This window comes from Amycolatopsis sp. NPDC057786 (assembly GCF_042797905.1).
In the GTDB taxonomy this organism is placed as follows: Bacteria; Actinomycetota; Actinomycetes; order Mycobacteriales; family Pseudonocardiaceae; genus Amycolatopsis.
On sequence record NZ_JBHVKW010000006.1, the window covers coordinates 123,975 to 137,149 of the forward strand.

Consider the following 13,175-nt stretch of genomic DNA (forward strand, 5'->3'; position numbering starts at 1 on the left):
TATGCGTAGGCAAGCACGATCCTTGATGAGCGGTGTCGTCCTGGCGTTGGTCGCCACCCTGATGATCGGAGGGACGGCCCAGGCCGCCACCTGGAGCTCTTCGGACAAGTGGGGGACCTGGTCGAACGGCGGCTACACCGTCCGCAACAACGTCTGGGGCGGAGGCGCGGGCCCCCAGTCGATCTGGGCGAACTCCTACAGCAACTTCGGCGTCTGGGCGAACCACCCGAACACCGGCGGGGTGAAGTCGTATCCGCATTCGGCGAAGAACGTCGGCCGCCCGTTGAGCGGCCTGCGGACCCTTTCCAGCAGTTTCAACGTGTCCAGGCCGGGTGGCGGCGCCTACGCGACCGCGTACGACATCTGGGCGAACAACAACGCCTACGAGATCATGCTGTGGATGAACAAGCAGGGTGCCGTGGGCGCGATCGGCTCGAAGGAGACCACCGTGTCGGTCGGCGGCCACACCTGGGACGTCTACCGGGGGAGCAACGGCGCCAACGCGGTGTTCTCCTTCCTGCGGACCTCCAACACGAACGCGGGTTCGGTCGATGTGCTCGCCGTGCTGAACTGGATCAAGAATCGCGGCTGGTACGGCGACGTGACGGTCGGTGAAGTGCAGTTCGGCTTCGAGATCACCTCCTCCAGCGGCGGCATGAACTTCTCGTCGAACAGTTATTCCGTCTCGTCGTCCTGATCGGTTGCCCGGTGGCGGCGTGTTCGTCCGGTTCGCGACATGCCCGGCAGCTTCATGTAGGAGCCAGGCCGGGCGGCAGGAACAGTTCGCCGGCGCGATGGACCGGTACGTCACGCTTTTCGACACCTGGGAGCCCGCCCCGACCCTGCATCTGGACCTGAGTCTCGTTCACTTCTCCCACACCGGGATCGAGGGCAGGCCCAGCGCCCGACGGGCCCGGCCGGTCAGCTCGTGGATCAGCTCCGTCTTCGCCGCGGCGTACCGGTCGGAGCCGATTCGGCGGCCACGATCGCCCGTTTGAGATCGGCGTAGCGCCGTGTCGGCCAGCTGTCGTTCGTGACGATGCGCGTGCGGAGCCCGCCGCGCGCACGGACGTACAGCAGCCGGTCGGTCATCGCGTTTTGGTTCCGCTCGACGGCGCCGAGGTCTTCGGCCGCGGCCATCAGGTCGATCACCGGTTTGGCCGCCAGGCCGGGGACCGCCGTCGAACCGATGTGCTCGATGGCCGCGAAGACGCTGGGCAGCGCGTTCTCCGGCTCCGCGAGGCCCGGCCAGGCGGGGTCGTACTCGGAGATCTCGATCCCCCGGCCTCGCCGCTCCGACTTGCGGCTCCGGTGCCGTCGTGTCACCAATGGACTCCTCCGGAGTGGCGCGAGCGGCGAGAGGACACGTACAGCCTGTGAACCTGACTCTCGTCGCCGTGCTCGGCGTCGTCCTCATCGTGGTGGTGGCCGCGTTCTCCGAACGGCTGAACCTGGCTGCTCCGCTGAGCCTCGTGGTGGCCGGGATCGGGCTGAGCTTTCTGCCGGGCGTCCCGCATCCGGAGGTCGAACCGGAGCTGATCCTCGCCGGGGTGCTCCCTCCGCTGCTGTATTCGGCCGCGGTGAACATGCCGATGGTCGACTTCCGGCGGAACATCCGGCCGATCACCGGCCTCGCGGTCTTGCTCGTGGTGGGGACGACACTGGGTGCCGGCTGGCTGTTCCACTGGCTGGTGCCGGGGATCGGGTGGCCTGCCGCGTTCGCGCTCGGCGCGGTCATCAGCCCCACCGACGCCGTCGCGGCGACGTCGGTGGGACGGCGGCTCGGCCTGCCACCCCGGCTGCTGACCGTGCTCGAAGGCGAAGGGCTGGTCAACGACGCCTCGGCGCTCGTGCTGCTGCGGTCCGCCGTCGCCGCGGTCGCCGGGTCGGTGTCCGTCTGGGGCGTCGTGGGCGAGTTCGCCTTCTCGGTCGTCGTGGCGGTCGGGATCGGGATCCTGGTCGGGGTCGTCAACGTGCGGGCGCGCGCCTTGCTGGGCAATGCCGTGCTCAACACCGCCATCTCGTTCGTGGTCCCGTTCATCGCCTTCCTGCCCGCGGAAGAGGCCGGCGCCTCGGGTGTGCTCGCCGTCGTCGTCGCCGGCCTGGTGACCGGTCATCTCGCCCCGCGGTATCTGCGCGCGACGGACCGCCTCGCCGAGACCGTCAACTGGCGCACCGCCGCTTTCCTGCTGGAGAGCGGGATGTTCCTGCTCATGGGGCTGAGCGTGAAAACCCTCGTCGACGAGGTGCACGAGGACGGTTCGAGCGTCTGGCACGCGCTCGCCATCGGCCTGGCCGCGTCGGCACTCGTCATCGTCGCGCGCGTCGTCTTCGTCGGACCTCTGGTCGCCGGCCTGTACCGCGAGCAGCGAAAGGCCGCGCGATTCAAACCCCGGCTGGAAACCACCCAGGCGGTGCTGCGGGGCGACGAGTCCAATCCCGCTGTCAGGGAACGCCTGGACAAAGCTTCACCGAGACGAGTGGCGCATTTCCGGAAACGTCTCGATCGCGCCGCCGCGGACGTCGAGTTCCGGCTCACCGAGACTCTGGGCTGGCGCGGCGGTGTGGTGCTCGGCTGGGCGGGGATGCGCGGCGCCATCACCCTCGCGGCGGCGCAGACCCTTCCGCAGGACACTCCGGACCGTGCCCTGCTGGTCCTGATCGCGTACGTGGTGGCGACCACGACACTGCTGGTCCAGGGAATGACACTCCCGGCGGTCATCCGTGCGGCGCGGGTGCCCGAGGAGGATCCGGACCGGGCGCGCCAGGAGTACGTCCGGCTCATGACCGAGCTCGCCGACGCGGCGAAGTCCGTTTTGGACGATCCGGGCGACGGGCCGTTCAACGAGGCGGTCCTGGACCGGGTGCGCTCGGATGTGCGCGTCCCTGGCAAAGCGACGGCAGGTCGCCCGGCTCCGGAACAGGTCGAAAACGTGCAGCAGTATCTGCGGCTGCGCTTGCGCGTCCTCACCGAACAGTCCGAACGCCTTCAGCGAGCCAGGTCGAGCGGCGGATACAGCTCGGAGACGGTGAGCCGGGCGCAAACGGCCCTCGACGTGGAGATGGCCCGCCTGGAGCAGCTGGCGGACAAACCGGCGTCGTGACCGAGCGACTCTGGCCGTCAAGCCGACTCGGACATTCACAGCCGACGGATGCGGCGCGACGGAAGAATGCTCAGTCATGAGCACGAGCAGAGCAGTGAGCTGGGAAGGCTTCTACAACACCAGAGATCTTGGCGGCTTGCCGACCAGGTCGGGCCATGTGACTCGCTACGGTGCCTTCTTCAGGGCGGCTGATCTTCGTTTTGTCACCGACGAGGGGTGGGCCCAGGCGCGACAATCCGGTGTCCGGACCATTGTCGACCTGCGCAACATCGACGAGATCCGGCCCGCGACGGCAAAGTCCCCGACAGCGCTGGCGGGCTCGGCGCACTTCATTGCCGCCACCGCGGGCGCAGCCACACCGACCGGCTTTGACCGCGTCGAGGTGCCTCTCGATGACATCGACGACACCGAGTTCTGGCAGTACGTCAACAGTGAGCGACTCAACGGCAGTCCTCTTTATTACCGTCCTTTCCTTGAGCGGAAAGCCGGTCGGTGCGCCGCTGTCATCACCGCACTTGCCCGTTGCGGACCCGGTGGTGTCCTGTTCCACTGTGGCGCGGGCCGAGACCGTACCGGCCTGGTCACCCTGCTGCTGTTGGCGCTGGCCGACGTCCGACCGGAGGCGATCGCCGCGGACTACGAGCTGTCCGCCGAGGCCCTGAAACCTCTGTTCGCCGCGATGGGCACCGAGGACCAAGGACCGGTCATCCAGTCCATCCTCACCAACCGCGGCACCACAACCCGAGCCGCCGTCCTCAGCACCCTCGAAGGCCTCGACGTCGAGCACTATCTCCTCGCTGCGGGTGTCAGCGACACCGACCTCGACGGCATCCGCGGCAAACTCCTTGGTCCACGCTCCACCTGACCCGCACTGCCCAGGCCCGATCAGTAGGCCGACATGCGTGAAAGGGCGTTTGACCTCCGACAGGAATCCAAACGCCCCCTCGACGGCTACCCGATCGGTTACGGCGTCCCGCGCTGCTCGCGCCACCAGCGCTGGCCTGCTTCGGGCAGCGTCGAGATCGGGTCGTAGTACGGGTACTTACGCTGCAAGGCCTCCGGGTCCTCGTGTTCGATCCCGGTGCGGTAGTTCTTGGTCGAGTACGAGATCCCCAGCTCGCGGTCGTACTCCGCCAGCTGGTGCACCCACGCTTCCCGACGTAGGGCACGTCGCCGACGATGCGCGGCGTGGCGTAGCCGGGCAGGTAACCCATGATCGCGTGCTGCAGTTCCTGTGCCTCGTGGACGGAGACCCGCCAGTGCTCGGCGTGGGGATCATGTCGCACAGAGCGAAGTCGGGCGTAGGCCGGTGCCGCGGTGCCGCCTTTACCTGCGATGTTAGCTGTCGCAAACATCCATAATGGATCCTGGGGCCGCTTGCAAATGCATGCAGTCGCCGTTCCTTGGTCTCGCTTCTGCCGGTGATCGCTCCACCGGCCGCCGCGCTTCGGTGTTCGGCTCGGTGGCGGTGGCTCGATCCGCCCAATGCGCATCAGCTGAAGGTATGTCCAGATCAACGATCAAGCGATCGAGAAGAAGCTTCAGGCGGCGATGTGGGTTGCGATCCGGTCGGCGACGGTGCGGGGTTCGCGGCCGAGGAGTTCGCCCAGCAGGGGGCCGGTTTCGGTGAAGTGGCCCGCCCTGGCTGCCTGGTACCAGGTGAGGATGAGTCGGGCCGTCTGCTCCGGGACGCCGATCGTGATCTGGTCGGCGACCCACTGTTCGTCGTCCACGACGATCCGCTCGATGGTGCGGCTGGTGAGGTCGGAGGCGATCTCGGCGAGATCGTCGAAGGTGACGGCGGCCGGCGCGGTGAGGGTGACGGGGCCGTCGAAGGAGCGGTCACCGGCGAGGATGACCGCGGTGGCCTCGGCTATGTCGGCACGGTCGGTGTAGGGGACGGGGCCGTCTTCGGGTTGGGCGATCTCACCGGTCTGCTGCCACGGGCCGAGGACCTGATCGAGCGGGCCGTAGGCGCCGTTGCGCAGTGCGGTCCAGGTGACTCCGGAGTCGCCGAGGATCGCCTCGGTGGCGATGTGCAAGTCCGACGGGCGGTACGGGTTGCCGGGGACGGCGCCCTGCTGGCTCGTGTAGAGGATCCGCCGGGTGCCTGCCGCGACGGCGGCTTCGATGGCGTTGCGGTGCAGGGCGACCATGTCGGCGGCCGGGTCGTTGCCGGACACCAGAAGGACCTGCTCGGCACCGGCGAAGGAGCCGCGCAGCGCGGCCGGGTCGTCGTAGGAGCCCTGCCGCACGCGCACGCCACGGTCGGCGAAGTGCTGCGCCTTGGCGGTGTCGCGGACACTGACGCCGAGCTGGTCGGCGGGTAGGAGCTTGAGGAGGTGCTCGACGGTGGCGCCGCCCAGACCGCCGGTGGCGCCGGTGACAACGATCATGTTCTTGGCCTCTTCCTGTGTGGCGAAATAAGTTGACTAGGTTGGTCAATTTCTCGTCCGCTGACGACTGTAGGTAAGCTGACCAGGGGAGTCAAATTACGACGAGGAGAGACGGTGAGGGCTTTGGCCGGTGGGGCACCTTCGGAATCCCGGCTGCGTGCCGACGCCCGACGCAATTCCGAGCAGATCCGGTCCGCGGCGATCGGCGCTTTCCAGGGGCGGGGTCTGACGGTGCCGCTGGAGGAGGTCGCCAAGGCGGCAGGGGTGAGCAAGGCGACGATCTTCAACCGGTTCGGCGGGCGGATCGGCCTCATCGACGCCGTCATCGAAGAGGTCGTCGCGACCGAGCTGTTCGCCGTCATCGACCACACTCGGACCATCGAGGACATCGGCGAGCGGATCGCCTTCTACCTCACCGCTATCCGTGACCTCCAATACCGCCAGCCTGCCGTCAACGACGTCCTGTTGCGGACATATCCGCACTCGGAGCAGCTGATGGAGATCTGCCGGGTCGGAGGCGAGGCCAACGAAGAACTGGTCGCAGCGGCGCGGGCCTCCTGTGCGCTGCGGCCGGAGTTCACGGCGGCCGATCTCCACGCACTCGTCGTCGACAACGCCCTCGCCCTCAAACACGGCGAGCGGCCTCCCCGGGAAGACTACGACCGCCGCACCACCTACCTGCTGGACGGAATCCGAGGGCACTTCACGGCTTCTGGCGGACGATGACAGCGTCTTGCCTTGGTGTCGCACATCGCCCCCTGTCGCCGGAGACCGTGGCGAACAGCGGACGCTCGGAAGGGTGTCCGCGTGACCTCAGGCGGTGTGCCGCTGGATTCCGCCGAGCAGAAGGTCCAGCCCGAACTCGAACCTCGCGTCGAACTCGAACAGGTGCTGGACCGGGCTGGCGGACAGATGGTGGTATCCGCCTGCTGACACGGCGTCCAGCAGGACGCTGACCTCGCCGCCGCCCGCGCCCTGTTGCTCCAGTGTTTCGCCCAGTACGAAACAGAAAACCGAACTGGCCGCCCACAGCGCGGATTTCCCGGGAAGGCCGGCGTCCCGCATGCAGCCGACGAGAGTATCCACAAAGGACAGATTGTTCCGCTTCGCGGCGTAGTTCCCGCCGACGATGCGTGCGCCGTCGCGTTGGGCGAGCAATGCCCCGCGCAATCCGTTGACCAACCCTCGGGCGCGGGCATCCCAATCGGTCGCGGTCTGGTCCTGCGAGGCGAGGGCGCTCGCGAGGATCGAGTCGGCCATCTCGTCCAGGAGCGCGTCCTTGTCGGAGAAGAGCCGGTAGATCGTCGGAAGGTGGGTGTCGAGCCGCTCGGCCAGTCGCCGCATCGTGAGCGACTCCAGGCCCCCGTCGTCGACCAGGTCGAGCGCCGCTCGCACCACTTTTCCGTCGCGCAGGGCGGCGATGGTGCCCCGTTCGCTGCTGTCCTTGGCCTTCGTTGACACGTTAACAACGTTATCACTACACTCGCCGATCGGCCCAGTAACACTGTTAACGAGGAGTGTGCTTCGGATGAGTGTGGTCGAGCAGGAGGTGGTCGTCCGGCAGCTGCGCTGGGAAGCGGACGGTGTGGTGTCGCTGGAGTTGCGGTCACGGGCCGGGGATCCGCTTCCGCCGTGGGATCCGGGTTCGCATGTGGATCTCGTGCTGCCGACCGGGATCGAGCGGCAGTACTCGTTGTGCGGCGCTCCCGGCGACCGGTCGTGCTACCGCCTCGGAATCCGGCGGGAACACACCAGCCGCGGCGGATCGGAGTACGTGCACGCGTTCCTTCGCCCAGGACAACGGCTGCGGATCAAAGGGCCGCGCAACAACTTCGGCTTCCGCCGCGCCGGTTCCTACCTGTTCATCGCGGGCGGGATCGGGATCACGCCGATTCTGCCGATGGTCCGCCAGGCGGAAGCCTGGGGCGTGGACTGGACACTGCTCTACGGTGGCCGCACCGACGGCTCGATGCCGTTCCGCGAGGAGCTGGGGAGGTACGGCGGGCGCGTGCGCTGCTATCCCGCGGACAAGGTGGGCCGCATCCCGCTGGCCGAGGTGCTCGAAGAGGTGCGCCCGGGGCTGGAGGTCTACGCGTGCGGCCCCGAATCGTTGATCGCGGGGCTCGAGGAGGCCGCCGCACACTGGCCGGCGGGCACTGTCCACATCGAACGCTTCAAGTCGCGGCCGCGCGTGTCGACTGTGGAAGACACGGCTTTCGAGGTGGTGTGCGCGGCCTCGGACAAGACGGTCACCGTGCCGCCGGGCCGGAGCATCATCACCGCGCTCGACGACGCGGGCATTGCCACGGCATCGTCGTGCCGCTCCGGCATCTGCGGTTCCTGCGAGACCGGGGTGCTCGACGGCGTTCCGGACCACCGTGACGAGATCCTCGACGAGGCCGCCCGCGCCGCCGGGGACCGGATGTTCATCTGCGTGTCCCGCGCGCGGACACCGAAGCTCACCCTGGATCTCTAGACCAGACAAGGAGTGCTGGAGATGACCTCAGCCCCTCGGACCGCCGCCGACACCTACCGGCCGATCTCCATGGAGCGGGTACGGGAGATCGTCGGCCACCCCGAACCGTTCATCGCGGAGAAGAAGGAGCCGGAGCTGGGCGAGTTCGCCGCCCGGTTCATCGCCCACAGCCCGTTCTTCTGTATGTCGACGATCGGCGCAGACGGCCAGCTCGACTCGAGTCCGAAAGGGGACCCGCCCGGCTCGGTGCGCATCCTGGACCGGTGGACGCTGGCCATCCCGGACCGTCCCGGTAACAAGCTCGCCGACTCCTTCGAGAACATCAGCCGGAATCCGGTGGTGGGACTGGTCTTCTTCGTGCCCGGTCTCCGGGAAGTGTTGCGTGTCAACGGTGACGCGTTCATCACCGACGATCCAGAGCTGCTCGACATGCTCGGTGCGGACGGCAGACCCGCTGTGCTGGCGACGATCGTCCGGATCCGCGAGGTGTTCGGGCAGTGTGGCAAGGCGATCATCCGGTCGAAGCTGTGGGAAGGCGACCGGCGAGGCCTTGCTGAAGCCGTTCTGCTCGGCGGGGACTACTACACCATGACCATCGCCGAAAACGCCAAGAAGATGAAGGAAAACCTCGGCGAGCTGGTCGGCGGCGGCCTGCACGCCGTCATCGACGACCACTACAAGCACACGTTGTATTAGCGGCGGGATCGAGCGTGTCGTGCACCGCGCACAGGCATCCGCGCCGCGGTTCGTCATCGTGCCCGAAGCGCGGGTGCCGGTCCGGTTCCTAACGTCGAGGGCAACGTTGTGATCCGGTCCGTACGACAGGAGCCCGTCGATGACCCATCCCGCTCGCAGCAGGCTGGGCGTGCTGCTCGGCAGCGCCACCCCGCCGGAACAGATCGGAAAGCAGGCCGCGGCCGCGGAATCCGCCGGTTTCGGGGAGTTGTGGCTCCCGGAGGACTACTTCTTCCTCGGTGGTGTGGCGGGTGCGGCACTCGCCCTCGGTGCCACGTCGCGGATCCCGGTCGGCATCGGCGTCGTGTCCTCGGTCGTCCGCCATCCGGCGTTGCTGGCCATGGAGATCGGCACCCTCGCCCGCGCCCACCCCGGCAGGCTGATTCCCGGGATCGGGCACGGTGTCCCCGGCTGGACCGCGCAGATGGGCCTGACCCAGCGGTCGCCGATGAGCGCCCTGCGCGAAACCCTCATCGGTGTCCGGGCGTTGCTGAGCGGAGAGACGGTCGACGACGAGGGGCGGTTCGCCACCTTCGACGGGGTCGCGCTCACCCATCCCGTCCCCGAGCGGGTGCCGCTGTTCACCGGGGTGCTCGGCGACAAGGGCCTTGATCTGACCGGAAAGCTCGCCGACGGTCTACTCGTCAGTGCCCTCGCGCCGGTCGAGTACGTGCGGTCGGCGCGGCGCAAGCTCGACGCGGCGGCTCTGGCGGCCGGGCGCGACGAGCGCATCACGATCAGCGTCCTCGTCGCCGCCAACGTCACGCGGGACCGGGGACAGGTTGCCACGACGCGTGAAGCGCTCAAGGCGGTCCTCGCTTTCTACCTCGCCGCAACGGGTCCCGGCCCGCTGTTCGCCGCGGTCGGCGCCAACGAAGCGCTCGCGGACATGCTTTCCCACGGCGGTCCCGAAGTGGTCGCCGCGGAGATGCCCGACGAATGGCTCGACGTCTTCGGCGTCGTGGGCGGCCAGGACACCGCGCGGACGCGGATCGGGGAGTACCTCGACGCGGGCGCGGACAACGTCGCCATCGCGACCGTCGTCGCGGACGGAGCGGAAGAGACCCTCGCCGCCGTCGGCGAGCTGACCGGCGAATTCACCCACTGAAAGGGAAACACCATGAGCAATGACCTCGAGCGGATCCTCGCGGTGCACCAGGGCTGGTACGAGGCGAACGTGGGCCTCGTCGCCGACCGGATGACGGCGTACTTCCCGGAAGGCGACGGCTACCACCAGTTCAATCTCAACGGCCACACGTACCACGGAGTGATGGACAAACATCGCCTGTGGGTCAACGCGGCGAAGATCGGGCTGGACATCACCGCGATCAAGGACACGGCCGGGCCGGACGTCCGGATCTTCGGTGACGTCGCGCTGCTCACCGCAGAAGGGGTCGCGGACGTCGTGGCGCCGGGACAGGCGGACGCGGTGCCGACGCCGTTCCGCACCACCGAGTTCTTCCGCCGCGACGACGGCAAGGGCGAACCGGACTGGCGGATCTGGCATATGCACGTCAGCGTCCAGGATGCGCAGATGCCCAAGTACGGGACGGAATGATGGAGCTGGACCGCGTGAGCGTCGCGGGACGGACCGGCCGGTTGTCGGTGCTGCGCACCACCGGCGACCGGCCCGGCGTCCCGCTCGTGCTCATCCACCCGATCAACTCCTCGGCCGTGGTCTGGACCGAGGTCGCCGCCCGGATCGACCGGCCGGTCGTGGCGCTGGATCTCCGTGGGCACGGGGAATCCGGGCAGGTCGGCCCGTTCACCGTGGAGGAGGGCTACGTCCCGGACGTACTGTCCGTTCTCGACGGCCTCGGGCTGGACCAGGTCCATCTCGGCGGCGGCTCTCTCGGCGGCACGATCTCCGTCGCGCTGGCCGCGCTGCACCCGCGACGGGTACTCGGCATCACCACGTTCGGCTCGACCCTGGGCACCGGTGTGCCGTCGGACGCGATCCGCGCGATGGTGACCGAACTCGAAGCCAAGGGAACCGCCGGGTACTTCGGCGATCTGGTGCCCGACATCGTCGGGCGGGCACACCGGGACTCCGCCCGCGTCAGGACGGTGATGGCGGAGGCGGTCGGCGTCCGGCCGGAAGAAGTGGTCGCCGAAATCCTCTACGGGGCCTTCGGTGCCGACATCCGGCATCTGGCGGGCAAGGTCGCCGCCGCCGGGATCCCCGTGCTGGCGGTGGCGGGAACCGAGGACCCGACCTGCCCGCCCGCGATGTCGCGTGAACTGGCCGAGGCCACCGGCGGCATCGCGAGGGAGCTGGAGGGGACGGGCCATCTGCCGATGCTCGAGGAGCCCGATCAGGTGGTGGACCTTCTCCGGAAGCACCTCGCGAGAGCCGAGGAAGGCAAGCTGTGACCTACTCGATCGTCGCGCGCGATCCCGCCACCGGTCAGCTCGGCGTCGGCGCGCAGACCCATTTCTTCGGTGTCGGCACGTTGCTGCCGTGGGCGGAGGCGGGGGTCGGTGCGGTGGCGACCCAGGCTTTCGTCAACGTCGATTTCGGGCCGCGCGGTCTGGAATTGTTGCGGGCGGGGGTACCCGCACCGTCCACTGTGGACCTCCTGGTGGCCGAGGACCCGGATTCCGGTTACCGCCAGCTGGGTGTCGTCGACGCGCGGGGTTCAGTGGGCATGCACACCGGCGAGTCCTGCGCGCCACAGGCCGCGTCCGCCCGTGGTCATCAAGTGGCGGTGCAGGGAAACATGCTGGCCACTCCCGGGGTGTGCCAGGCCGCGCTCTCCGCCTTCGAGTCCACCGGCGGGGAGCTCGCCGATCGTCTCCTCGCCGGCCTTCAAGCCGCGGAGGGCGCGGGGGGAGACGTGCGAGGTTCGCAGTCGGCCGCGTTGCTGGTGGTATCGGGCAGGCGGGGTCCCGCATCGTGGAACGAGGTGGTCACCGACCTGCGCGTCGACGACCATCCTGACCCGCTCGCCGAGTTGTCGCGGCTGTTGCCCCGTTCGCGGGCGTTCGGCGCTGTCGGCGGCGTGATGTTCACCCGCGGGCTGACACTCGGGCCGTTCGAGGGAGTCGGACCGGACGAGCTGGACGAACACCTGCGTGCCCTCGCGTCGGCGGCCGAGGTGATCGGGCCGGACAACCGTGAAGCCGACTTCTGGCGCGCGGTCCTGCTGGCCCGCGCCGGACGGCACCGCGAGGCCGCCGACCTCTTCGCCGAAGTCGTCGCCTTCCGGCCCGCCTTGCTGCGGTTCGCGCGAGGACTGGCCCCGCTCGGCTTTCTCGACGGCGAAGCGCTCGCCGCGATCACCGTGCACGTCGGGGAGCGGGCATGAACGCCGCGGCCGCCGTCCGCGCCGACCGGGTGACCGGGCTGGCCGCGGAACTGATCCGGTGCGACACCCGGAACCCGCCCGGTGGAGAACGACCGGTGATCGAACCGCTGTCCGCGGTCCTGCGCGAACTGGGCGCCGACGTCGAGATCTTCGAGCCCGGGGAAGGCCGCCCGTCCGTACTGGCCCGCGTCGGCTCCGGTGACGGTCCCACGCTGCTGGTCAACGGGCACGTGGACGTCGTTCCCGTGTCGGAAGCGGACTGGTCGGTGCCCCCGTTCGGCGGCCTGGTGCGAGACGGCCTGCTCTACGGCCGCGGCGCCTGCGACATGAAGGGCGGGATCGCCGCCGCGATCGAAGGACTGCGCGCCTGCCGGGACGCCGGCGTCGTGCCTTCGTCAGACCTCGTCTTCCACTTCGTGGCCGACGAGGAGACCGGCGGCCGTGCCGGGACCGAGGCCCTGGTCGCCGCCGGGCTCGTGCACGCCGACGCCGCCGTCGTTCCCGAACCGAGCGAGTTGCAGGTCGGGGTGGCCGAGCGGGGTTCGCTGATGGTGGAGATCGTGGTGCGGGGCAGGGCGGCGCACGGCAGCGACCCGGCGGCCGGGCGTTCCGCGATCGCCGACGCGGCGCGGATCGTGTCGGCGCTCCACCTCGCCGACTTCGGCACCGGTGCTCATCCGTTCCTGGGATCGCCCACCTGCAACGTCGGGACGATCGTGGGTGGCACCGCGGCCAACATCGTCGCCGCCGAGTGCCGGTTACGGGTCGACAGACGGGTCTTGCCCGGTCATACCCGGGAGCAGGCGCTGGCGAGCCTGACCCGGTTGATCGACGCCGCGGGCGATTTCGACTACGAAACACACGTCGTCGCGTTCGCTGAGGGATCAGAGCTGGACGCCGCGCACCCCTTCGTCGCCGAGATCCGGCGGGCGGCGCTGGACGCACCGGTCCGCGGGCTGAAACTCGGTACGGACGCCCGTTTCCTCCGCAACCGGCTGGGCATCCCGGCCGTGGTGTACGGGCCGGGGTCGATGACCGTCGCCCACACCGCCGACGAGTACGTGCCGATCCGTGAACTGGTCACCGCCGCACGGACATTCGCCAGGCTGTACGCGACTTTCCGGGGTGTCACAACCTCGTGAGCAGCCACGACGGC

At 68.8% G+C, this 13,175-nt stretch carries 14 protein-coding genes and 1 pseudogene; 11 read left to right on the top strand and 4 right to left on the bottom strand.

The genetic code is table 11. The annotated features are described in order from the left end of the window. Position 1: 1 nt before the first annotated feature. Positions 2 to 697, top strand: coding sequence for a hypothetical protein (locus ACFVM3_RS06730; protein ID WP_378436277.1), 696 nt, complete (start codon positions 2 to 4; stop codon positions 695 to 697). Between the two features lie 236 nt (positions 698 to 933). On the opposite strand, the gene ACFVM3_RS06735 is transcribed toward ACFVM3_RS06730, so the two are convergent. Next, positions 934 to 1,326, bottom strand: a complete 393-nt coding sequence (locus tag ACFVM3_RS06735; RefSeq protein ID WP_378436279.1) for a GrpB family protein — start codon at positions 1,324 to 1,326, stop codon at positions 934 to 936. A 50-nt stretch (positions 1,327 to 1,376) separates the two neighbouring features. Between ACFVM3_RS06735 and ACFVM3_RS06740 the strand changes: the two genes are divergently transcribed. Both ACFVM3_RS06740 and ACFVM3_RS06745 read left to right on the top strand, forming a co-directional pair. Beyond that, on the top strand, positions 1,377 to 3,104 hold the full coding sequence (locus ACFVM3_RS06740) for a cation:proton antiporter (RefSeq protein WP_378436281.1): 1,728 nt from the start codon (positions 1,377 to 1,379) through the stop codon (positions 3,102 to 3,104). A gap of 76 nt (positions 3,105 to 3,180) precedes the next feature. Further along, entirely contained in the window at positions 3,181 to 3,969 is a 789-nt protein-coding gene (locus ACFVM3_RS06745; protein ID WP_378436283.1) for a tyrosine-protein phosphatase, read from the top strand. Between the two features lie 98 nt (positions 3,970 to 4,067). Here the strand turns inward: ACFVM3_RS06745 and ACFVM3_RS06750 are convergent. Together ACFVM3_RS06750 and ACFVM3_RS06755 are read right to left on the bottom strand one after the other, a co-directional pair. After that, positions 4,068 to 4,398: pseudogene (locus ACFVM3_RS06750) on the bottom strand (lysine 2,3-aminomutase); the annotation flags it as partial. A gap of 247 nt (positions 4,399 to 4,645) precedes the next feature. Beyond that, positions 4,646 to 5,500 (bottom strand): NAD(P)H-binding protein, encoded by an 855-nt coding sequence (locus tag ACFVM3_RS06755; protein WP_378436285.1) that lies wholly within the window; start codon positions 5,498 to 5,500, stop codon positions 4,646 to 4,648. Between the two features lie 114 nt (positions 5,501 to 5,614). Between ACFVM3_RS06755 and ACFVM3_RS06760 the strand changes: the two genes are divergently transcribed. Continuing rightward, positions 5,615 to 6,226: a TetR/AcrR family transcriptional regulator gene (locus ACFVM3_RS06760; protein ID WP_378436287.1), complete on the top strand. Its 612-nt coding sequence runs from the start codon at positions 5,615 to 5,617 to the stop codon at positions 6,224 to 6,226. A gap of 87 nt (positions 6,227 to 6,313) precedes the next feature. Here ACFVM3_RS06760 and ACFVM3_RS06765 read toward each other — a convergent pair whose 3' ends face one another. Further along, complete coding sequence (locus ACFVM3_RS06765) at positions 6,314 to 6,961, bottom strand: TetR/AcrR family transcriptional regulator (protein WP_378436289.1); 648 nt, start codon at positions 6,959 to 6,961, stop codon at positions 6,314 to 6,316. A gap of 67 nt (positions 6,962 to 7,028) precedes the next feature. Between ACFVM3_RS06765 and ACFVM3_RS06770 the strand changes: the two genes are divergently transcribed. From ACFVM3_RS06770 to ACFVM3_RS06800, 7 genes are all read left to right on the top strand, one after another. After that, on the top strand, positions 7,029 to 7,976 hold the full coding sequence (locus ACFVM3_RS06770; protein ID WP_378436291.1) for a PDR/VanB family oxidoreductase: 948 nt from the start codon (positions 7,029 to 7,031) through the stop codon (positions 7,974 to 7,976). A gap of 21 nt (positions 7,977 to 7,997) precedes the next feature. After that, positions 7,998 to 8,672, top strand: coding sequence for an MSMEG_1061 family FMN-dependent PPOX-type flavoprotein (locus tag ACFVM3_RS06775; protein WP_378436293.1), 675 nt, complete (start codon positions 7,998 to 8,000; stop codon positions 8,670 to 8,672). Between the two features lie 139 nt (positions 8,673 to 8,811). Beyond that, a complete protein-coding gene (locus tag ACFVM3_RS06780; protein WP_378436295.1) occupies positions 8,812 to 9,819 on the top strand; it encodes an LLM class flavin-dependent oxidoreductase in 1,008 nt (335 codons plus the stop codon). A gap of 12 nt (positions 9,820 to 9,831) precedes the next feature. Further along, entirely contained in the window at positions 9,832 to 10,269 is a 438-nt protein-coding gene (locus ACFVM3_RS06785) for a nuclear transport factor 2 family protein (protein ID WP_378436297.1), read from the top strand. Between the two features lie 14 nt (positions 10,270 to 10,283). Continuing rightward, entirely contained in the window at positions 10,284 to 11,084 is an 801-nt protein-coding gene (locus ACFVM3_RS06790) for an alpha/beta fold hydrolase (RefSeq protein WP_378436298.1), read from the top strand. Continuing rightward, entirely contained in the window at positions 11,081 to 12,019 is a 939-nt protein-coding gene (locus ACFVM3_RS06795) for a DUF1028 domain-containing protein (RefSeq protein WP_378436300.1), read from the top strand. Before ACFVM3_RS06790 ends, ACFVM3_RS06795 begins: the two co-directional genes overlap by 4 nt. Beyond that, positions 12,016 to 13,161, top strand: coding sequence for a M20 family metallopeptidase (locus ACFVM3_RS06800; RefSeq protein ID WP_378436302.1), 1,146 nt, complete (start codon positions 12,016 to 12,018; stop codon positions 13,159 to 13,161). Before ACFVM3_RS06795 ends, ACFVM3_RS06800 begins: the two co-directional genes overlap by 4 nt. The last annotated feature ends 14 nt before the right edge of the window (positions 13,162 to 13,175 follow it).

Coding starts and splice junctions, on each gene's coding strand:
- ACFVM3_RS06730 (WP_378436277.1), top strand. CDS start 2: ATGCGTAGGCAAGCACGATCCTTGATGAGCGGTGTCGTCCTGGCGTTG.
- ACFVM3_RS06745 (WP_378436283.1), top strand. CDS start 3,181: ATGAGCACGAGCAGAGCAGTGAGCTGGGAAGGCTTCTACAACACCAGA.
- ACFVM3_RS06755 (WP_378436285.1), bottom strand. CDS start 5,500: ATGATCGTTGTCACCGGCGCCACCGGCGGTCTGGGCGGCGCCACCGTC.
- ACFVM3_RS06770 (WP_378436291.1), top strand. CDS start 7,029: ATGAGTGTGGTCGAGCAGGAGGTGGTCGTCCGGCAGCTGCGCTGGGAA.
- ACFVM3_RS06775 (WP_378436293.1), top strand. CDS start 7,998: ATGACCTCAGCCCCTCGGACCGCCGCCGACACCTACCGGCCGATCTCC.
- ACFVM3_RS06780 (WP_378436295.1), top strand. CDS start 8,812: ATGACCCATCCCGCTCGCAGCAGGCTGGGCGTGCTGCTCGGCAGCGCC.
- ACFVM3_RS06785 (WP_378436297.1), top strand. CDS start 9,832: ATGAGCAATGACCTCGAGCGGATCCTCGCGGTGCACCAGGGCTGGTAC.
- ACFVM3_RS06800 (WP_378436302.1), top strand. CDS start 12,016: ATGAACGCCGCGGCCGCCGTCCGCGCCGACCGGGTGACCGGGCTGGCC.